Here is a 17,719-nt window from a genome sequence, read left to right as displayed (position 1 = left end):
TCGCCGTCGAGCTTGGCCAGCGCCCGCGCCAGACGCAGGCCGTTGTAGCTGCGCTCGGTGCCGTAGGGGGCGTCGTTGAGGATGAAGAGGGTGCTCATGATCGACTCCCGCTGATTGATGGGATTACTTGCCGCCCGACTTGATCGTGGCCTTCAGGGCATCGAAGTCGCGCCGAACGGTGTCCTGGAACAGCAGGCCGGATTTGTCCTGCTTGGCCACGCCTTCCAGTTCGAGGACGTCGGCGACGATCTGGTAGCTGGCTGCACCGTTGTGCTCCTTGCCGTCGGCGACGATCAGCTGGTTGCCGTAGCACACCGCCGGCGCTGGCAGGCCCTGGGCCAGGCTCGACGGCAGCAGCTGGATGGGCACGCGGTAGGTGTTGGCGACTTCGGCCGCGACCTGCAGGTTGCCGTTGCAGCGCTGGCCAGGCGGGTCCTTGGCGATGAAGGTCAGCACTTTCTGGCCCGCAGCGGTCTGTGCGCCGGGTACCGCCATCGACACGTCGGCCGCGACTGCCGACAGGCTGAACACGCCGCCCAGCAGCGCAAGGGTGATTTTTCTCATGGGGTGTCTCCTCGGTCGTGGGTGTTGCTTCTGGTGTCGGCGAGAATCAGCGTTCGATGGGCAACCCACCGGCCTGCCATTCGGTCACACCGTCAGTGATCTTGTGCGCGCTGAAACCCCGCGTCCGCAGCAAGGCGACCGCCTCGTCCGACATGACGCAGAAGGGGCCGCGACAGTAGGCGACCACTTCCTTGCCGGCCGGCAGCTCGGCCAGCCGCTTTTCCAGTTCGCCCAGCGGCATCGAGCGCGCGAACGGCAGGTGACCGGCCTCGTATTCGGACTCGGGGCGCACGTCGATGACGACGATGTCGCCGCAACGCGCCTTGGCGAGCAGGGACTCGCGACTCTCGGCACTGAGCAGGTCGGGGGCAGCGCTGATTTGTTCGAGGGCAAGTCGCAGCTCGAGCAGATGCGCCTCGGCCACGTCACGGACGTTGAGCCACAGTTCGGCCACATCCTGTCCGCTCAGGCGGTAATGGATGAACTTGCCTTCGCGCCGGTTCTCGACCAGGCGCGCTTCACGCAGGGCCTTGAGGTGGGCGCTCGCCAGGCGGACGTCAATGCCTGCTTGCTGCGCCAATGTCTCCACCGTCTTCTCGCCCTGAGCGAGCAGCTCGATGAGCTCGAGCCGCTTCGGGCTGGCGAGCGCCTTGCCGATGCGGGCGACGTGTTCGTAGAGAGAGGACTTCGTGATGCTGGGTTTCATACGCACAATCTAACAAGTGTTAGAATGTTGCACAAACGGTTTGACCGGAGCACTTGGCGCAGTAACAAGACAGCGCCAGATAGCCCTGGACGAATGCTCTGCGGTGCTGGAGATACCGGGAAATCGACCGGCAGGCTAATGGTGGCAAGCCGCCTTTTGAACGGCCGACCTGGGGGAGCCTTCACCGGCGTCCTGGGGCCGGATTGAGACCTCCACCTTCGAACCCGCACAGCCGCTCGGCAAACCACCGAGGCCAGTCTCGAGCCTCCCGTTGCAGTCATCCATCACCTGCGTCGCTGCCGAGGTCGCTGCCACCAGGTGCGGACATTCTCGCTTCAGACTCCCAACTGTCTGAACACCGCCGCAGCCATGATGCCCGCCGCAATCGCCGGCAGCGGCTTCCTCAATACAAGCATCACAACGGCCGTCGTTGCAAGCGCCAGCCTGGCGCCACCATCGCCTTCCATTGCCAGCGGCGCCAGCAGGGCCACCAACACCGAACCCGACATCGCCGCGATGAATTGGCTGACCCTGTGCCCGATGGGGACGAAGGACATGACGAAGACGCCACCCCAGCGGGTGGCCAGGGTCACCACGGCCATGATGGCGACGATCAACAGCGGGCCCCAGCCCTGGGATTCAACGCTCATGAGGTTGCTCCTTCCATGTCATGCCCAGCAGGCCACCGGCCAGGGCGCCCGCCACCACATGGCTGTTCTCGGGCAGATGTCGGTAGGCCACGAGTGATGCACCGGCTGCTACAAGCCAGATAACCAGCATGCGCAGGTTCTTCTGCCCACTGACGACCATGGCCAGCAGGAAGCACCCCATCACCATGTCCAGCCCCCAGGGTCGGCCATCGGCAATGAGGTCGCCCACCTGCGTGCCCAGCAAGGTGCCCAGCACCCAGAACGACCAGAGCGCCAGACCTCCGCCCAGCAGCACCCCCAGTCCAGGCTGGCCGCGACCGAAGGCCTGCATCGCCAGGGCCCAATTGGCGTCGGACGCTACGACCATCACCCCGTAGCGCTGAGCCGGCGGTAGGTGGCGCAGCCAGGGATAGAGCGTGGCGCCCATCAGCAGGTGACGGGCATTGACGGCGAACACGGTCAGCGCCAGGGCCAGAATCGGCACCTGCGGCCCCCATAGGTCCAGCGTCGCAAACTGCGCCGCGCCGGCAAACACCAGCGTGCTCATGCTGACGATCCAAGCCGGATCGAGGCCGGACTGCATTGCGGCCAGGCCGAACGCAGCCCCGAACATCATCACGAACACGGCGATGGGGACCATCTGCCTGAAACCGACCCACACCAGATGGCGGTCGATTTGATGTTGTGGAAGGGGCGTGTCTGTAGCGGGCATCGCTGCGTCCGGTCCGGGTGTCGGTGGAGATGGTGTCCTCAGGCCTGGACTTTGGCTTGGTTCCGCTCTTCAGAAAAGCGCAAAATACAGATGGCTTCCATTCGATAAGCTGATATCAGCGTACCGACATGACCCGGCAAGATCTGCAGATCGACTGGCTCAAGTGCTTCGTCGCAGTCGTGGATACCGGCTCGCTTTCGAGCGCGGCAGGCGAAGTCCATCGCTCCCAGTCAGCCGTCAGCATGCAGCTCAAGAAGCTGGAAGATGCGGTTGGTCGGCGACTGCTCGAGCGAGGGCCACGCAAGCTTCAACTCACACCCGATGGCCAGACGCTGCTGGGCTACGCGCGGCGCATGCTGGATCTGCAGGCTGAGGCCCAAGCCGCCCTGCACGGTGAAGCGCTGAGCGGGCGAGTACGTCTCGGAGTGCCGGACGACTATGCGGGCAGGTACCTCACCCCGGTGCTCAAGCGCTTCGCACCCAAACACAGCGGCGTCGAAATCGAGTTGAATTGCGAGCAGTCCACGTCGCTGATTCCTCGGGTGGCCTGTGGCGACCTCGATCTGGCGCTGGTCTCCCGCGACAACGCCCGACGTGGCACCCTGCTGTTTCACGAGCCGATGGTGTGGGTGGGAGCGTCACAGTTCGAACTGTGGCGGCGTGACCCGCTCCCGATTGCCGTGTACGAAGACGCCAGCCTTGCACGACGGGGCGCAATTCAGTCTCTGGCGCAGCAGGGACGGCGCTACAAGGTCGTCTATAACAGCTCCAGCCTGGCTGGCCAGATCGCGGCGGTGGAGAGCGGGCTCGCGGTCGCGGCGTTGACGCAGTGCAGCGCGCCGGAGCACCTGCAGGTGCTGGGTGCAACGCACGGGCTCGGGCCGTTGGCCCCCATGGAGGTTGCGGTGTACCGAAGCCGTGAGTCACGCGGCAACAAGGCGGTGGACAGCCTGCACGGCTTGCTGATCAAGACGCTGCGCCTGTCGGGTTGAACGAGGCCGCTCCGTTCGCAGAGACGCGTCGGGGGGGGGCAGCGGTCACTCGAATGACGACCCTGGGGCGTATGCCAGCAGTGGGCGGGTTGCGCGCTCCCGCAGTCTTCCGGCAAGCGGCAACCCGTCGCATGATGACCGACGACGAGCAGCCAACCGAGCATCAGATCTCTATCTGGTCAGACCAGCCAGGGTGCGGCCAGCCGGGCGACGTCGACGCGCGCGCCGAGCCGCGCCGCGAGCAGGTACAGGCCGCCGAGCTTGCGGTGCAGGAAGAGCGCGTCGGCGGGTGGCGTGTGCCAGAAGTCGCGCTCCATGCTCAGTTTTAATCCGGCATCGCGCAGGCGTACGGCGAGGTCGCTGGCGCCGAAATCATAGGCGCCGGCGTGGCGCAGCGGCTCGCAGGCGGTGGCGAAGAGGTCGATCACCGCGTCGCGCTGGTGGGGATGGATGTTGTCCTGGAAATAGCCGATTTCCTGCGCGGCCGCGCTCATCGCCGCGCGATCGCCGTGGATCGTACCGGCCATCAGGCGGCGGTAGGCTTCGACCACGGTGCCGGCATACGGCCGGCTGGCGCCGAAGTCGAGCAGCACCAGACGTTCGCCGGCGGTGTCGTAACGGTAGTTGGCGAAGTTGGGGTCGGTCTGGATCAGGCGGAACTCGAACAGCTCACGGAACAGCAGGCCGATCAGCAGGCTGGCGATGTGGTCGCGCAGCGGCTGGGCGGCGTCGGCGAGCGACTCCACCGCAGCGCCCTCCACCCAGCTCATCGCCAGGATGTCGCTGCGCGTGAGTGCGTCCACCGGCTGCGGCAGGACGAAATCGTCGGCATCCGCGAGCAGGCTCCCGAACCGACGCAGGTTCCCGGCTTCGCGCCGGTAGTCGGCCTCTTCGTGGAGCTGGCGCTTGGCCTCGGCGAGCAACGGGGCGACGTCCAGCTCCTTGGGCAGCAGGCCGGAGACGCGCAGCAGGGTGGCGACGTTGTCCACGTCGCTGTCGATGCTGCGGCGCACGCCGGGGTACTGCAACTTGATCGCCAGCTCCTGCCCGTCGTGGGTTCGCGCGCGATGCACCTGTCCGATCGAGGCCGCCGCGCAGGGGGTGAAGGAGAAGCGCTCGAAGCCTTGTTCCCAGCCCTTGCCCCAGTGTGTTTCGAGTACCTGCACCACCTGGCTCATCGGCATCGTGCGCGCGTCCTCGCGCAGGCGGGCGAGGATTTCCGCGAGCTCGGGCGGTAGCAGATTGCCGGCGTCCATCGACATCAGCTGGCCGACCTTCATCGCCGCACCGCGCAGCTGCGCGAGCTGATCGGCGACACGTCTGGCGTTGGCCGGGGTGAGCACCAGTTCGCTCACCCTGGGCCGCTTGCCGGCGGCGAGCTGGCGCGCCCCTTCGGCGAGCATGCCGCCGGCGACCCCGGTGGCGAGCGAGCCGAGGCGGGCGAGGCGGGACAGTCGACCGCCGGGGACGGCGGCGGCGCGGGCCGCTGCGGCGCTGGTGCGGGATCCGGTGTTCATGTGGGGTGTCTCCTCGGCGCGCTCGTGGGCCGCCGCTTCAATAGAGCAGCGGGATGAAGGCGCCGGCGATCACGCTTAGTTGTCGGCGACGGGGAGGGCGATGCGGTAATTCTTTCATGTCCAGGACGAAATTGGGAGCGCTTCCTATTTTCTTCGCAAAATTCAGTTTAGCGCAGCTCAATGCTAGTTACTCAATGCTATTTTGTCCACGACAAAAAGCGTATATTCCAGCTGTTGCCTCGCCGCTGCCGCGGCCCCTCGTTCGTCAGTCTCCGCCACGGGTGCCATCATGACTACTCCTCTCCACTACGCGATTGTCGGCGCCGGGATTGCAGGTCTGAGCTGTGCCCGCGCGCTGACCGATGCAGGTGTGCAGGTCACCGTCTTCGACAAGAGCCGGGGGCCAGCCGGCCGCATGAGTACGCGCCGCGGCGACGGCTGGGCCTGCGACCACGGCGCGCAGTATTTCACCGCGCGCGATCCGCTGTTCCTGGCCGAACTCGAGCGTTGGCAGACTGCCGGGGTGGCCGCGCGCTGGCAGCCGCGGCTGACCGTGTTCGATGCCCATGGCCGGCGCGACGGCGGTGGTGCCGAGGCGCGCTACGTCGGCACCCCGCGCATGACGGCGCCGGGGCGGCTTGTCGCCGATGGCTTGAACCTGCGGGTTCAGACCACGGTGAATGCCCTGCACCGTTACGAACACGGCTGGGAGCTCGCCACCGCGGAGCGGGGTCTGCTGGCCGAGGCTTTCGACGGCGTGCTGCTCGCCGTGCCTGCGCCACAGGCCCTGCCCCTGCTGCAACCCGTCCTGCCGGGCCTGGCCGAGGTCGCGACGGCCGCGCGAATGCAGGCCTGCTGGGCGCTGATGCTACGTTTCGAGGCCCCGCTTGCGCTGGATTTCGACGGCGCCTTCGTCAATCACGGCGCGCTGCGCTGGATCGCACGGGACACCAGCAAGCCCGGGCGCACGGGGCAGGAGACCTGGACGCTGCACGCGAGTGCGGAGTGGAGCGAGGCCCACACCGAGGACGGCCCCGACCACGTCGCCGCGGCGCTGATCGCTGAATTCTGCGCGCTCGGCGGCGCCGCGCCGCTGGCGTGGTCGGCCCACCGGTGGCGTTACGCGATCACCGAGTCGGCGGTGGAGGGCGGCTACGTGTGGCATTCGGCGGCCGGTCTCGGGCTATGCGGCGACTGGCTCAATGGCGGTCGGGTCGAGGGCGCCTGGCTCAGCGGTCATGCGCTGGCGCATCGCGTGCTGGCGAGTGCGCGAGGGGCTGAGCTGGCTCGAGCGTGACTTCGGGCTTGCTGCCGGCACGGTGATGGACCGGCTGAAAATGAAAAGGGGCCGCATCGCTGCAGCCCCTCGAGTACTTTGGTGGTGATGGGCGGAATCGAACCGCCGACCTATGGGTTATGAATCCATCGCTCTAACCGTCTGAGCTACATCACCGCCGAGCCCGAGATTCTATTCGGGACTTTTCAGGCGGGTCAAGTCCCTTCGGCGAGCGCGATCCGCTCGCTCGCCCGTCTTGCCGAAGGAATCCTTGATTTATAAGGACTTTGCATTGACATTAAAGGGGCGATCGAAGATCATCCGCAGTCCCTTCATGTCGATTTCCGGCGTCGCCGGCCTGATCTTGCGCCTACCTTCCTCTTTCGTCGCGGCGATCCTCGCCGCCGGGCTTGTCGCATTCGGCGTTGCCGATGCGGAGGCGGCTTCGCCGCGGCCGATTCCGGATGCGGCCAGGAAGGCCAGGGTGAGCTTCGTCGGCGGGGCCGCCTACCTCGGCGGCGATCCGATTCGTCTCAGCCCCGGCGCGCAGGTCCGCGACGAGAACAACCGCATCGTGCTGCCGAGCCATCTGCGCGGCGAGTACCGCATGCGCGTGCTGGTCGATGCCAACGGCCAGCTGCACCGGGCGTGGATTCTGACCCCGGACGAAATCGCGGCCCCCGAACCCAAGCGGTAACCTCTCTGGCACTGCCCGGAACCCCCTGATGAAAAAGCTCTACATCCGCACCTTCGGGTGCCAGATGAACGAGTACGACTCCGAGAAGATGGCGGACGTGCTCGGTGCAGACGAAGAACTGGTCAAGACCGACAACCCGGAAGAGGCCGACGTGATCCTGTTCAACACCTGCTCGGTGCGCGAGAAGGCGCAGGAGCGGGTGTTCCACGACCTCGGCCGGGTCCGGCTGCTCAAGCAGCAGAAGCCGGGCCTGATCATCGGCGTGGGCGGCTGCGTCGCCAGCCAGGAGGGCGAGGCCATCGTCAAGCGCGCGCCCTTCGTGGACGTGGTGTTCGGACCGCAGACGCTGCATCGCCTGCCGAGCCTGATCGCGGCGCGCAAGCAGACCGGGCGCTCGCAGGTGGACATCTCCTTCCCCGAAATCGAGAAGTTCGATGCGATGCCGCCGGCGCGCGTCGAGGGTGCAAGCGCCTTCGTGTCGATCATGGAGGGCTGCTCCAAGTACTGCACCTTCTGCGTCGTGCCCTACACCCGCGGCGAGGAGGTCTCGCGGCCGCTCGAGGACGTCCTTGCCGAGGTCGCGGGCCTCGCGGCGCAGGGCGTGAAGGAAGTGACCCTGCTCGGACAGAACGTCAACGCCTGGCGCGGCGAACTGACCCGCGAGGGCGGCGAGGAGGGGGATTTCGCCTTCCTGCTCGAATGCGTCGCCGAGATTCCCGGAATCGAGCGCATCCGCTACACCACCTCGCATCCGCGCGAGATGACCCAGCGCCTGATCGACGCCTACGCGAAGCTCCCCAAGCTGGTGTCGCAGCTGCATCTGCCGGTGCAATCGGGTTCGGATCGGGTGTTGGCGGCGATGAAGCGCGGCTACTCGGTGCTCGAGTTCAAGTCGATCGTGCGCAAGCTGCGTGCGGCGCGGCCCGACCTCTCGCTCACCTCGGACTTCATCGTCGGCTTCCCGGGCGAGACCGAAGAGGACTTCGAGAAGACGATGAAGCTGATCGACGAGATCGGCTTCGACGGCTCCTTCAGCTTCGTCTATAGCTCGCGCCCCGGCACGCCGGCGGCCGACCTCGCCGACGCGGTGGCGCAGGAGACCAAGCTCGCCTGGCTCGCGCGCCTGCAGAAGCGCATCGACGAGCAGTATCAGGCGGCGAGCGAGGCCATGGTCGGCTCGGTGCAGCGCATCCTGGTGGAGGGCGCGGCGAAGAAGAATCCCGAGGTCGAGATGATGGGCCGTACCGACAACAACCGCGTGGTCAACTTCCCCGCGGCCTCTCCCAATCGTGCACGTCTGGTCGGCCAGTTCATCGATGTGCGGATCACCGCCGCCCTGCCGCACAGCCTGCGTGGCGAGATCCTGACCCGGGAACCCTGATGGCAAAAACCCTGGAAGTCTTCTTCGAGCCGGTGGACAACGCCCGGCTCGCCAACCTGTGCGGCGTGCTCGACGAGAACCTGCGCCAGATCGAGAACGCCTTCGACATCGCGATCGCGCGCCGCGGCGAGCAATTCACCCTGCAGGGTCATCCGACCCAGGTGCTGCGCGGCGAGATGGCGCTCAAGCATTTCTACGAGCGCGCCCAGAATCCGCTGTCGCGCGACGACGTCCAGCTCGGTCTGGTCGAGGTCGCCAGCCGGGGCGGCGAGCTGGCCGCCGAGGCGCCCGCGCTGCTCACCCGGCGCACCGAGCTCCACGGCCGCACCCCGCGCCAGGTGGACTACCTGCGCAACATCCAGGACTTCGACATCACCTTCGGCATCGGCCCGGCCGGCACCGGCAAGACCTACCTCGCGGTGGCGAGTGCGGTCGACGCCTTCGAGCGCGACCTCGTCGAGCGGATCATCCTCACCCGCCCTGCGGTCGAGGCGGGCGAGCGGCTCGGCTTCCTGCCCGGCGACCTGGCGCAGAAGGTCGACCCCTACCTGCGCCCGCTGTACGACGCGCTCTACGACCTCATGGGCTTCGACCGCGTCGGCAAGCTCTTCGAGCGCGGCAGCATCGAGATCGCGCCGCTCGCCTTCATGCGCGGGCGCACGCTCAACAACGCCTTCATCATCCTCGACGAGGCGCAGAACACGACGCCCGAGCAGATGAAGATGTTCCTCACCCGCATCGGCTTCGGCGCCAAGGCGGTGGTCACCGGCGACCTCACCCAGGTCGACCTCGCTCGCGGCCAGCGCAGCGGCCTCGGTGAGGCGCGCACCGTGCTGGCGAAGGTGCGCGGCATCGCGTTCACCGAATTCACCAAGGACGACGTCGTGCGTCATCCTCTGGTGGCCCGCATCGTCGAGGCGTATGACGAGCAGAGCGCCCGCGAGGCGCGCGCGCAGGCGGAGAGGAAGAGTGAACAGGCAGGCGCCGGCCGGCAAGGGGAAGGAAGCGATGGCGAAAAGTACTGACGCGCCGAAGATCGTCGCGATCGACGACGATGGCAAGCGCACCCGGGTAAGGGCGGTGCGGCTGGAGATCGACTACGACGACGGCCGCCGGCTGCTGCTCGACCTCAGCCCGGGCGCTTGGGGCGACCTCGAGATCGAGGCCGACTCGGTGCACGACAGCGATCTGCCCGTCATCAGCCTGCAACCCGGGGCGTGCAACCTGCTCAGCGTGCGCGTCGAGGTGCATCCGGAGGCGATGTCGTCCGCGCTGGTGGACTCCGCCGGGGACACCGAGGCGTTCGACGAGATCGCGCCGCCGGTGCGCGAGGCGCCGCCGGACCTGACGCTCAGCGTGCAGCGTGCGCTCGAGGGCGAGGACAAGGCCAACGCGCCGCGCAAGAACCAGATCCGGCGCTGGGCCCGCGCCGCGCTCCGCGAGGATGCCGAAGTCACCGTGCGCCTGGTCGGCGAGGCCGAGGGGCGCATGCTGAACCGCCAGTATCGCGGCAAGGACTATGCCACCAACGTGCTGAGCTTCGCCTACGACGAGGGCGAGGCGATGCCGGCGGGCGGTAACGAGACGCCCTGCCTGAGCGGCGACCTCGTGCTGTGCGTGCCGGTGGTGATCCGCGAGGCGCTCGAGCAGGGCAAGACGCCCGACGCCCACTTCGCCCACCTGGTGGTGCACGGCATGCTGCACCTGCAAGGCTACGAGCACGAAACCGAGGTCGATGCCGGGCGCATGGAAAGCCTCGAGACGGAGATCCTGCACGGCCTGGGGTACGCCGACCCCTACGCCTGAGACCGAGATGGAAACGCCTTCACCCCGAACTTCCCTGTTCGAGCGGCTCTCCGCGCTGTTCTCGCGCGAGCCGGAGGACCGCGAACAGCTCCTCGAACTGCTGCATTCGGCCCACGAGCGCAACCTCGTCGATGCCGACGTGCTGGCGATGCTGGAGGGCGCGCTGCAGGTCTCGGACATGCAGGTCGGCGAGGTCATGGTGCCACGCTCGCAGATGGACGTGCTGCATGTCGACGCCCCGATCGAGAAGGTGGCCGCCTTCGTCGTCGCCACCGCGCATTCGCGCTTCCCGGTGATCGGGGAGGGCAAGGACGACGTGCTCGGCATCCTGCTGGCGAAGGACTTGCTTCGCCACTTCGCCGGCGAGCCCTTCGACATGCGGCGGATGCTGCGCCCCGCGGTGTTCGTGCCCGAGTCGAAGCGGCTCAACGTGCTGCTGCGCGAGTTCCGCGTCAGCCACAATCACATGGCGATCGTGGTCGATGAATACGGCGGCGTCGCCGGACTGGTGACGATCGAGGACGTGCTCGAGCAGATCGTCGGCGACATCGAGGACGAATACGACTTCGACGAGGTCAGCGACAACATCCGCCTCGACGCCTCGGGCCGCTACCGGGTGCGGGGCACGACCGAGATCGAGGATCTCAACGAGGCCTTCGGCACCGCGATCGACGGCGAGGGGGCGGAAACCCTCGGCGGGCTGCTGATCAATCACTTCGGGCGACTGCCGCGGCGCGGCGAGAGCATCGAGGTCGATGGCCTGCGACTGCAGGTGCTGCGCGCCGACCGTCGCCGGGTATACGTGGTGCGGGTCGATCTCCTGCCGCCGCCCGAAGCGGACGCGGCCTGAGCATGGCGGCCTGGGTGATCGCGCTCCTCGCGGGCGGGGCAAGCGTCCTGTCCTTCGCCCCCTTCGGGTTGTTCCCGCTCGCCTTCCTCAGCCTGGCGCTGCTCGCCTGGCTGCTCGGCCGCGCCCGCCGCACGCGCGAGGGTCTGGCGCTCGGCTTCGGCTGGGGCTTCGGCAGCTTCGTCGGCGGCGTGTCCTGGCTCTACGTCGCCCTCAACCACTATGGCGGCATGGCGGCGCCGCTCGCGGCGCTGGCGATCGGGCTGTTCTGCGCCTACCTCGCGCTCTATCCGGCACTCGCGGGCGCTGTCTTCGTGCGCTTGCGGCCGCAGGGCGCGGTCGCGCGGGCGGCCCTCTTCGCCGGCCTGTGGGTGCTCGCCGAGTGGCTGCGCGGCGTGGTGTTCACCGGCTTCCCCTGGCTCGCGATCGGTTATTCGCAGACGCCGCCCAGCCCGCTCGCCGGCTATCTGCCGCTGATCGGGGTGTACGGCGTCGGCGGGCTCGTGGCAATGGTCGCCGGGCTGCTCGCCTTCGCCACCTGGAGCCGGCCGCGCGCCGCGATCCCCGCGGCCGGCAGCGCCCTTGCGCTGCTCGCGGCCGGCGCCGGCTTCCAGGGCACGCACTGGACCAGCCCGGTGGGCGCCCCGCTGTCGGTGGCGCTGATCCAGACCAACATCGAACAGGGCCTCAAGTGGCAGCCCGAGCAGTTCCTCGCGCTGCTGCGCACCAATGCCGAGCTGGTGCGCGGCGCCGCCGCCGAGCTGCTGGTGCTGCCCGAATCGACCCTGCCGACCCTCGCCGACAATCTGCCCGAGGGCTACCTCGATGCGCTCGGCGGTCTCGCCGCCGACAATGGCGGCGACCTCGTGTTCGGCATCTTCCACCGCGACGAGCAGGACCGCATCTACAACTCGGCGCTCAGTGTCGGCCGCTCCGCGACCCAGTTCTACGCCAAGCACCACCTCGTGCCCTTCGGCGAATACTCGCCGCCGCTGTTCGGCTGGTTCTACGGCCTGGTCGACATCCCGATGGCGGACCAGACCCGTGGCGCGCCCGACCAGCCGCCGATGGAACTCGGCGGCCAGCGCATCGCGCTCAACATCTGCTACGAGGACCTGTTCGGTGCCGAGATCATCCGCAGCCTGCCGCAGGCGACGATGATGCTGAACCTCTCGAACCTCGCCTGGTACGGCGACTCGCTGGCCCAGCCCCAGCATCTGCAGATCGCCCGCGTGCGCGCGATCGAGACCGGGCGGCCGATGCTGCGCTCGACCAACACCGGCATGACCGCGGTGGTTCAGCCCGACGGCAGCGTGAGCGGCGTACTGCCCGAGTTCGAGCAGGGCGTGCTACATGCCGAGGTGCGCGGTTACCAGGGCATGACGCCGTTTGCGCGCTGGGGCGATCGTCCGGCGCTCGCGCTGGCCGGTGCGATCCTCGCCTTCGTCATGCTGCGCAGCCGCAGCGGCCGCCCGCGCGGCGTCGAAGCCCGTTAAAATCCCTCCTTTGCGTTCGCAGCGCGGCCAGGAGGCCATCCGAGATCATGTCCCTGCACAAGCCCACATTCCAGCAAGTCATCCTCACGCTCCAGCAGTTCTGGGGCGACCGCGGCTGCGTGCTGCTGCAGCCCTACGACCTCGAGGTCGGCGCCGGTACCAGCCACACCGCCACCTTCCTGCGCGCGATCGGCCCGGAGCCGTGGAATGCCGCCTACGTGCAGCCCTCGCGCCGTCCGAAGGACGGCCGCTACGGCGAGAACCCGAACCGGCTGCAGCACTACTATCAGTTCCAGGTGGTGCTCAAGCCCTCGCCGCTCGAGATCCAGGAGCTCTACCTCGATTCGCTGCGCGCGCTCGGGATCGACCCCAGGGTTCATGACATCCGCTTCGTCGAGGACGACTGGGAGAACCCGACGCTCGGCGCTTGGGGCCTGGGCTGGGAGGTCTGGCTCGACGGCATGGAGGTGACCCAGTTCACCTACTTCCAGCAAGTCGGCGGACTCGACTGCAAGCCGGTGCTGGGCGAGATCACCTACGGTCTCGAACGCCTCGCGATGTACCTGCAGGGCGTGGAGAACGTGTACGACCTGGTGTGGGCGCTGCGCCCGGACGGCACGCCGGTGAGCTACGGCGACGTCTATCACCAGAACGAGGTCGAGCAGTCGAAGTACAACTTCGAGCATGCCAACGTCGACTTCCTCTTCTCGCTGTTTGGCAACTACGAGGCCGAGGCGAAGCGCCTGATGGAGGCAGGGCTGGCGCTGCCCGCCTACGAGATGGTGCTCAAGGCCGGTCACACCTTCAACATGCTCGATGCGCGTGGTGCGATCTCGGTGACCGAGCGTGCCGCCTACATCGGGCGCATCCGCAACCTGTCGCGTGCGGTCGCCCAGGCGTACTTCGAATCCCGCGAGGCGCTCGGCTTCCCGATGCTGCCGCAAACCGACAAGGAGGCCGCGTGATGACGGCCCGCACCCTGCTCGTCGAGCTGCTTACCGAAGAACTGCCGCCGAAGGCGCTGCCGCGCCTGGGCGAGACTTTTGCCACGAAGATCGTCGACGGCCTCAAGGCCAGGGGCCTGGCGCCCGCCGACGCGGCCTTCCGGACCTATGCGAGCCCGCGCCGGCTGGCGGTGACGGTGGCGAAGGTCGCCGCCGAGGGTGCGGCGAAGGAAGTCACCGAAAAGCTGATGCCGGTGTCGGTCGCGCTCGACGCCGAAGGCAGGCCGACGCCCGCGCTGCAGAAGAAGATGACGGCGAAGGGCATCGCCCCCGAGGCGGTAGCCGCCTTCGAGCGCCGCATGGACGGCAAGGCCGAGGCGCTCTTCCACACCGCGGTCGTGCCGGGGGCGAAGCTCGCCGAGGTGCTCGCCGACATCGTGCAGGACGCGGTGAAGGCGCTGCCGATCCCGAAGGTGATGCGCTGGGGCGATGGCGAGGCGACTTTCGTGAGGCCGGTGCATAAGCTCACGATGCTCCACGGCGCCGACGTGGTGCCGGGGCGCGTGCTGGACCTGGATTCGGACCGCGTCACCCGCGGCCACCGCTTCATGAGCCGCGGCGAGATCGAGATCGCCACCGCCGACGCCTACGAGCCCACGCTGCTCGCCGAAGGCAAGGTGATCCCCAGCTTTCCCGACCGTCGTGACGATATCGAGCGCCAGCTGCTGGCGGAAGCCGCGAAGCAGGGCGCGCTGCTCGGCGAGTACGCCGATCTGCTCGACGAAGTGGCGGCCCTGGTCGAGCACCCGACGGTCTACGTCGGCGAGTTCGAGCCCGAATTCCTCGACGTGCCGCAGGAATGCCTGATCCTGACGATGCGCGCCAACCAGAAGTACTTCCCGCTGTTCGACGGCGAGGGCAGGCTGCTGAACCGCTTCCTGATCGTGTCCAACATGCGCGTGGCCGATCCCGCGAACATCATCACCGGCAACGCCCGCGTGGTGCGCCCGCGCCTGTCGGATGCGCGCTTCTTCTTCGAGCAGGACAAGAAGTACAAGCTCGAGACCCGTCTCGCCCGCCTGGCGCCGGTGGTCTATCACAACAAGCTCGGCAGCCAGCTCGAGCGCGTCGAGCGCCTCGAGGCGCTCGCGGGAGCGATCGCCGCGCAGCTCGGCGCCGACGTCGCCGCGTCCAAGCGCGCTGCGCTACTGGCGAAGACCGACCTCGTCACCGACATGGTGGGCGAGTTCCCCGAGCTGCAGGGCATCATGGGGCGCTACTACGCGCTCGCCGACGGGGAAGGCCAGGTGGTGGCCGACGCCATCCAGGCCCACTACCAGCCGCGCTTCGCCGGGGATGCGCTGCCCGCGGGCAACGTCGCCGCCGCGGTGGCGCTCGCCGACAAGCTCGACGCTCTGGTCGGCTTCTTCGGCATCGGCATGGTGCCGACCGGCGACCGCGACCCCTTCGCCCTGCGCCGCGCCGCGCTCGGCGTGCTCCGCATCCTGATGGAGGCGCCGCTGCCACTCGAGCTGCCGAAGCTGATCGACACGGCCGCGGCCGGCTTCAAGCCCGGCCTGCTCACTGCCGAAGGCTTCGCCGCGCAACTGCAGGATTTCATGTTCGAGCGTCTGCGCAACCTGCTGCGAGGCGACGAGACCGGGACCGGCCGCGACGGCGCGGTGATCGACGCGGTGCTGGCGCTGAAACCCGCCCGCATCGACCTCGTGCCCGCCAAGCTCGCCGCGGTCGAGGCCTTCCGCGCCCTGCCCGAGGCGGAGGCCCTGGCCGCAGCCAACAAGCGCATCGTCAACATCCTGAAGAAGGCCGGGGCGGCGCCGGGCGAGCCCGACGTCGCCCTGCTGCAGGAAGCGGCCGAGAAGGCGCTGTTCCACCGGGTGGTCGAGGTCGCGCCGCTGGTGCGCTCGCACGTCGCCAACGAGGACTACACCGAGGCCCTGCGGGTGCTGGCCGGCCTGCGTGCGGAGGTGGACCGGTTCTTCGAGGACGTCATGGTGATGGCCGAGGAGCCGCTGACGCGGCAGAACCGGCTCGCGCTGCTCGCCCAGCTCGCCGGGCTGATGAACGAGGTGGCCGACATCTCGCGCCTGTCGGCCTGAGCCTGCGGGGGGCGGCGCACGCCGCAGCCCCGCGCGCATCCCTGCGAAGGAGCGGAAGATGCCAATGAAGTTCATCATCCTCGACCGTGACGGAGTCATCAACCAGGACTCCGAGCAGTTCATCAAGTCGCCGGAGGAGTGGAAGCCGATCCCCGGTTCGCTCGAGGCGATCGCCCGCCTCAACCAGTGGGGCTGGCGGGTGGTGCTCGCCTCCAACCAGTCGGGGGTCGGCCGCGGCCTGTTCGGCATGGATACGCTGAACGCGATCCACGAGAAGATGGTGAAGAGCCTCGCGCAGGTGGGCGGGCGGCTCGACGCGATCTTCTTCTGTCCGCACGCTGCCGATTCCACCTGCGACTGCCGCAAGCCCAAGCCCGGGCTGCTGCGCCAGATCAGCGAGCGCTTCAACGTCGAGCTCGCGGGTGTGCCGGTGGTGGGCGACAGCCTGCGCGATCTGCAGGCAGCGGTCGCGGTCGGTGCCAGACCCTACCTCGTCCTCACCGGCAAGGGCGAACGTACCCGGGAGGATCCCGAACTGCCGCCCGACACCCTGATCTATCCCGACCTCGAAGCCGTGGTCGCCGAACTCACCGCCCGAGCCCAGCCGTGATCCTTTTGCGTTCCCTGCTGTTCGCGATCGCGCTCGCGATCATCACGCCGCCGTATGCGGTCCTCGCGCTGCTGATCTTCTGGGCGCCGCCGATGACACGCCACCGCCTCATTACCAGTTGGGTGCCGTTGGCGATGTGGCTGATTCGCCACGTGCTCGGCATCCGCTATCGCGTCATCGGCGCGGAGAACATCCCGCCCGGGCCGGCGGTGGTGCTGGCCAAGCATCAGTCGGCGTGGGAGACGATCGCGCTGCAGGTGATCTTTCCGCCGCTGTGCTACGTGCTCAAGCGCGAACTGCTGCGCGTGCCCTTCTTCGGCTGGGCGCTCGGGATGATCCCGGGGATCGCGATCGACCGCAACGCCGGCAAGGATGCGCTCTCACAGGTGATCGAGCAGGGGCGTGCGCGGCTGAAGGAAGGGCTCTGGGTGGTCGTGTTCCCGGAGGGCACGCGGGTCGCTCCCGGCGCGACCCGCCGCTTCAAGCCGGGTGGCGCCTGGCTGGCGCGCAAGGCCGGGGTGCCGGTGGTGCCGGTCGCCCACAATGCCGGCGAGTTCTGGCGACGCAATGCCTTCATCAAGCGCCCGGGCGAGATCGTGGTCAGCATCGGGCCGCTGATCGAGACCCGGGGCGTAAAGGCCGATGTCGTGAACAGCAGCGCCGAGGCCTGGATCGAGGGCGAGATGCGGCGTCTGTTCCCGCATCACTATGAGGGCCAGGCGCCGACGGTCATGCCGGAGGACGCGAACGGCGGATAAAAAATGCCCCGCTACGGCGGGGCATTTTTTCAGGGTACGTGCCGCAGACGCGGCCCTGGGGCAGCGCTCAGGCGCCTTTCTTCGCCCCGGTCCTGGTGCCGGCGCTGACCGCCTTGGCGGTGGCGCTGGTGGCGGCGGCAACGTTCGCCTCGGCGATTTCGGCGACCTGCTTTGCCGCCTTGCTGACGCTGTCATAGGCGCTGTTGGCGGCGGCGATCGCCGACTTCATCGCGGCAACCGCGGTGTCCGAGCCCGCGGGCGCCGACTTCGCGGCCTGATCGAGCGCAGTGGCGAGGTTCTTGTTCAGCTCGGCGATCTGGCCTTCGAACAGCTTCGACACCTCTTCCTGGCCCTGCGAGGCGATCTCGTAGATGCTGCGGTTGTAGGCGGCGGCCTTTTCGATCAGGGGCTGGGCCAGCGAGGCCTGCAGGCTCACGAGACCCTGCACGTCCTTCACCGCGAGCAGGGCCTTGGCGTTGGCGATGCTGTCTTCCAGCACCGAGCGCGCGGTGTTCAGGTTCAGGGCGGCCAGGCGCTCCACGTTCGCGAACGCGGCGTTGGCGAGGTTCAGCATGGTTTCGACGTTGGCCTTGTTGGCGGCGGCGAACTGCTCGGGGGTGTTGAAAGCGCTCATTCTCATCTC

18 protein-coding genes and 1 tRNA gene are annotated in these 17,719 nt (G+C 68.0%); 12 read left to right on the top strand and 7 right to left on the bottom strand.

From position 1 onward, the window contains the following. Positions 1 to 123 precede the first annotated feature (123 nt). The 4 genes from BB334_RS11940 to BB334_RS11925 form a co-directional block, all read right to left on the bottom strand. A complete protein-coding gene (locus tag BB334_RS11940; protein ID WP_068808718.1) occupies positions 124 to 564 on the bottom strand; it encodes a hypothetical protein in 441 nt (146 codons plus the stop codon). Positions 565 to 610: 46 nt separating this feature from the next. Further along, positions 611 to 1,270 carry an ArsR/SmtB family transcription factor gene (locus tag BB334_RS11935; RefSeq protein WP_068808717.1) on the bottom strand — a complete coding sequence of 220 codons (660 nt, stop codon included), beginning with the start codon at positions 1,268 to 1,270 and terminating at the stop codon, positions 611 to 613. A gap of 335 nt (positions 1,271 to 1,605) precedes the next feature. Then, complete coding sequence (locus BB334_RS11930; RefSeq protein ID WP_068808716.1) at positions 1,606 to 1,920, bottom strand: AzlD family protein; 315 nt, start codon at positions 1,918 to 1,920, stop codon at positions 1,606 to 1,608. Then, positions 1,910 to 2,632 carry an AzlC family ABC transporter permease gene (locus BB334_RS11925; RefSeq protein ID WP_068808715.1) on the bottom strand — a complete coding sequence of 241 codons (723 nt, stop codon included), beginning with the start codon at positions 2,630 to 2,632 and terminating at the stop codon, positions 1,910 to 1,912. The genes BB334_RS11930 and BB334_RS11925 overlap by 11 nt, the downstream gene beginning before the upstream one ends. A 128-nt stretch (positions 2,633 to 2,760) precedes the next feature. On the opposite strand from BB334_RS11925, the gene BB334_RS11920 reads away from it, so the two are divergent. Further along, on the top strand, positions 2,761 to 3,624 hold the full coding sequence (locus BB334_RS11920; protein WP_068808714.1) for a LysR family transcriptional regulator: 864 nt from the start codon (positions 2,761 to 2,763) through the stop codon (positions 3,622 to 3,624). Between the two features lie 179 nt (positions 3,625 to 3,803). On the opposite strand, the gene BB334_RS11915 is transcribed toward BB334_RS11920, so the two are convergent. Then, positions 3,804 to 5,141: an ABC1 kinase family protein gene (locus tag BB334_RS11915; protein WP_068808713.1), complete on the bottom strand. Its 1,338-nt coding sequence runs from the start codon at positions 5,139 to 5,141 to the stop codon at positions 3,804 to 3,806. Positions 5,142 to 5,430: 289 nt separating this feature from the next. Between BB334_RS11915 and BB334_RS11910 the strand changes: the two genes are divergently transcribed. Continuing rightward, positions 5,431 to 6,438, top strand: a complete 1,008-nt coding sequence (locus tag BB334_RS11910) for an NAD(P)/FAD-dependent oxidoreductase (protein ID WP_068808712.1) — start codon at positions 5,431 to 5,433, stop codon at positions 6,436 to 6,438. Positions 6,439 to 6,517: 79 nt separating this feature from the next. Here BB334_RS11910 and BB334_RS11905 read toward each other — a convergent pair. Next, positions 6,518 to 6,594 (bottom strand) — tRNA-Met (locus BB334_RS11905). A gap of 94 nt (positions 6,595 to 6,688) precedes the next feature. Between BB334_RS11905 and BB334_RS11900 the strand changes: the two genes are divergently transcribed. The 10 genes from BB334_RS11900 to BB334_RS11855 all read left to right on the top strand — a co-directional run bounded on the left by BB334_RS11900 (position 6,689) and on the right by BB334_RS11855 (position 17,076). Then, positions 6,689 to 7,114, top strand: coding sequence for a hypothetical protein (locus BB334_RS11900; protein WP_232756726.1), 426 nt, complete (start codon positions 6,689 to 6,691; stop codon positions 7,112 to 7,114). A gap of 28 nt (positions 7,115 to 7,142) precedes the next feature. Then, the gene (gene miaB / locus BB334_RS11895) at positions 7,143 to 8,495 is read left to right on the top strand and encodes a tRNA (N6-isopentenyl adenosine(37)-C2)-methylthiotransferase MiaB (protein WP_068808711.1); all 1,353 of its coding nucleotides are present in this window, start codon (positions 7,143 to 7,145) and stop codon (positions 8,493 to 8,495) included. After that, positions 8,495 to 9,520, top strand: a complete 1,026-nt coding sequence (locus BB334_RS11890) for a PhoH family protein (RefSeq protein ID WP_068808710.1) — start codon at positions 8,495 to 8,497, stop codon at positions 9,518 to 9,520. Before miaB ends, BB334_RS11890 begins: the two co-directional genes overlap by 1 nt. Next, on the top strand, positions 9,504 to 10,301 hold the full coding sequence (gene ybeY, locus BB334_RS11885; protein WP_068808935.1) for an rRNA maturation RNase YbeY: 798 nt from the start codon (positions 9,504 to 9,506) through the stop codon (positions 10,299 to 10,301). Before BB334_RS11890 ends, ybeY begins: the two co-directional genes overlap by 17 nt. Positions 10,302 to 10,308: 7 nt before the next feature. After that, the gene (locus BB334_RS11880) at positions 10,309 to 11,151 is read left to right on the top strand and encodes an HlyC/CorC family transporter (RefSeq protein WP_068808709.1); all 843 of its coding nucleotides are present in this window, start codon (positions 10,309 to 10,311) and stop codon (positions 11,149 to 11,151) included. A 2-nt stretch (positions 11,152 to 11,153) separates the two neighbouring features. Next, the gene (gene lnt / locus BB334_RS11875; protein WP_068808708.1) at positions 11,154 to 12,644 is read left to right on the top strand and encodes an apolipoprotein N-acyltransferase; all 1,491 of its coding nucleotides are present in this window, start codon (positions 11,154 to 11,156) and stop codon (positions 12,642 to 12,644) included. 47 nt (positions 12,645 to 12,691) lie between these two features. Continuing rightward, positions 12,692 to 13,609 carry a glycine--tRNA ligase subunit alpha gene (gene glyQ, locus BB334_RS11870; RefSeq protein WP_068808707.1) on the top strand — a complete coding sequence of 306 codons (918 nt, stop codon included), beginning with the start codon at positions 12,692 to 12,694 and terminating at the stop codon, positions 13,607 to 13,609. Continuing rightward, complete coding sequence (gene glyS, locus BB334_RS11865) at positions 13,609 to 15,708, top strand: glycine--tRNA ligase subunit beta (RefSeq protein ID WP_068808706.1); 2,100 nt, start codon at positions 13,609 to 13,611, stop codon at positions 15,706 to 15,708. Before glyQ ends, glyS begins: the two co-directional genes overlap by 1 nt. A 64-nt stretch (positions 15,709 to 15,772) precedes the next feature. Beyond that, on the top strand, positions 15,773 to 16,318 hold the full coding sequence (gene gmhB / locus BB334_RS11860) for a D-glycero-beta-D-manno-heptose 1,7-bisphosphate 7-phosphatase (RefSeq protein ID WP_068808705.1): 546 nt from the start codon (positions 15,773 to 15,775) through the stop codon (positions 16,316 to 16,318). Continuing rightward, positions 16,315 to 17,076 carry a lysophospholipid acyltransferase family protein gene (locus BB334_RS11855; protein WP_068808704.1) on the top strand — a complete coding sequence of 254 codons (762 nt, stop codon included), beginning with the start codon at positions 16,315 to 16,317 and terminating at the stop codon, positions 17,074 to 17,076. The genes gmhB and BB334_RS11855 overlap by 4 nt, the downstream gene beginning before the upstream one ends. Before the next feature lie 67 nt (positions 17,077 to 17,143). On the opposite strand, the gene BB334_RS11850 is transcribed toward BB334_RS11855, so the two are convergent. Continuing rightward, complete coding sequence (locus BB334_RS11850; RefSeq protein ID WP_068808703.1) at positions 17,144 to 17,710, bottom strand: phasin family protein; 567 nt, start codon at positions 17,708 to 17,710, stop codon at positions 17,144 to 17,146. Between the last annotated feature and the right edge of the window lie 9 nt (positions 17,711 to 17,719).

This window comes from Thauera phenolivorans (assembly GCF_001696715.1).
GTDB lineage: Bacteria > Pseudomonadota > Gammaproteobacteria > Burkholderiales > Rhodocyclaceae > Thauera > Thauera phenolivorans.
This window is presented reverse-complemented; position numbering and strand designations above follow the sequence as displayed.

Excerpts from the sequence above, each read along its gene's own strand:
- miaB (WP_068808711.1), top strand. The coding sequence starts at position 7,143 with ATGAAAAAGCTCTACATCCGCACCTTCGGGTGCCAGATGAACGAGTAC.
- glyS (WP_068808706.1), top strand. The coding sequence starts at position 13,609 with ATGACGGCCCGCACCCTGCTCGTCGAGCTGCTTACCGAAGAACTGCCG.
- BB334_RS11910 (WP_068808712.1), top strand. The coding sequence starts at position 5,431 with ATGACTACTCCTCTCCACTACGCGATTGTCGGCGCCGGGATTGCAGGT.
- BB334_RS11930 (WP_068808716.1), bottom strand. The coding sequence starts at position 1,920 with ATGAGCGTTGAATCCCAGGGCTGGGGCCCGCTGTTGATCGTCGCCATC.
- BB334_RS11935 (WP_068808717.1), bottom strand. The coding sequence starts at position 1,270 with ATGAAACCCAGCATCACGAAGTCCTCTCTCTACGAACACGTCGCCCGC.
- BB334_RS11890 (WP_068808710.1), top strand. The coding sequence starts at position 8,495 with ATGGCAAAAACCCTGGAAGTCTTCTTCGAGCCGGTGGACAACGCCCGG.
- ybeY (WP_068808935.1), top strand. The coding sequence starts at position 9,504 with ATGGCGAAAAGTACTGACGCGCCGAAGATCGTCGCGATCGACGACGAT.
- lnt (WP_068808708.1), top strand. The coding sequence starts at position 11,154 with ATGGCGGCCTGGGTGATCGCGCTCCTCGCGGGCGGGGCAAGCGTCCTG.
- BB334_RS11925 (WP_068808715.1), bottom strand. The coding sequence starts at position 2,632 with ATGCCCGCTACAGACACGCCCCTTCCACAACATCAAATCGACCGCCAT.
- glyQ (WP_068808707.1), top strand. The coding sequence starts at position 12,692 with ATGTCCCTGCACAAGCCCACATTCCAGCAAGTCATCCTCACGCTCCAG.
- BB334_RS11940 (WP_068808718.1), bottom strand. The coding sequence starts at position 564 with ATGAGAAAAATCACCCTTGCGCTGCTGGGCGGCGTGTTCAGCCTGTCG.
- BB334_RS11915 (WP_068808713.1), bottom strand. The coding sequence starts at position 5,141 with ATGAACACCGGATCCCGCACCAGCGCCGCAGCGGCCCGCGCCGCCGCC.
- BB334_RS11880 (WP_068808709.1), top strand. The coding sequence starts at position 10,309 with ATGGAAACGCCTTCACCCCGAACTTCCCTGTTCGAGCGGCTCTCCGCG.
- BB334_RS11850 (WP_068808703.1), bottom strand. The coding sequence starts at position 17,710 with ATGAGCGCTTTCAACACCCCCGAGCAGTTCGCCGCCGCCAACAAGGCC.
- gmhB (WP_068808705.1), top strand. The coding sequence starts at position 15,773 with ATGAAGTTCATCATCCTCGACCGTGACGGAGTCATCAACCAGGACTCC.
- BB334_RS11920 (WP_068808714.1), top strand. The coding sequence starts at position 2,761 with ATGACCCGGCAAGATCTGCAGATCGACTGGCTCAAGTGCTTCGTCGCA.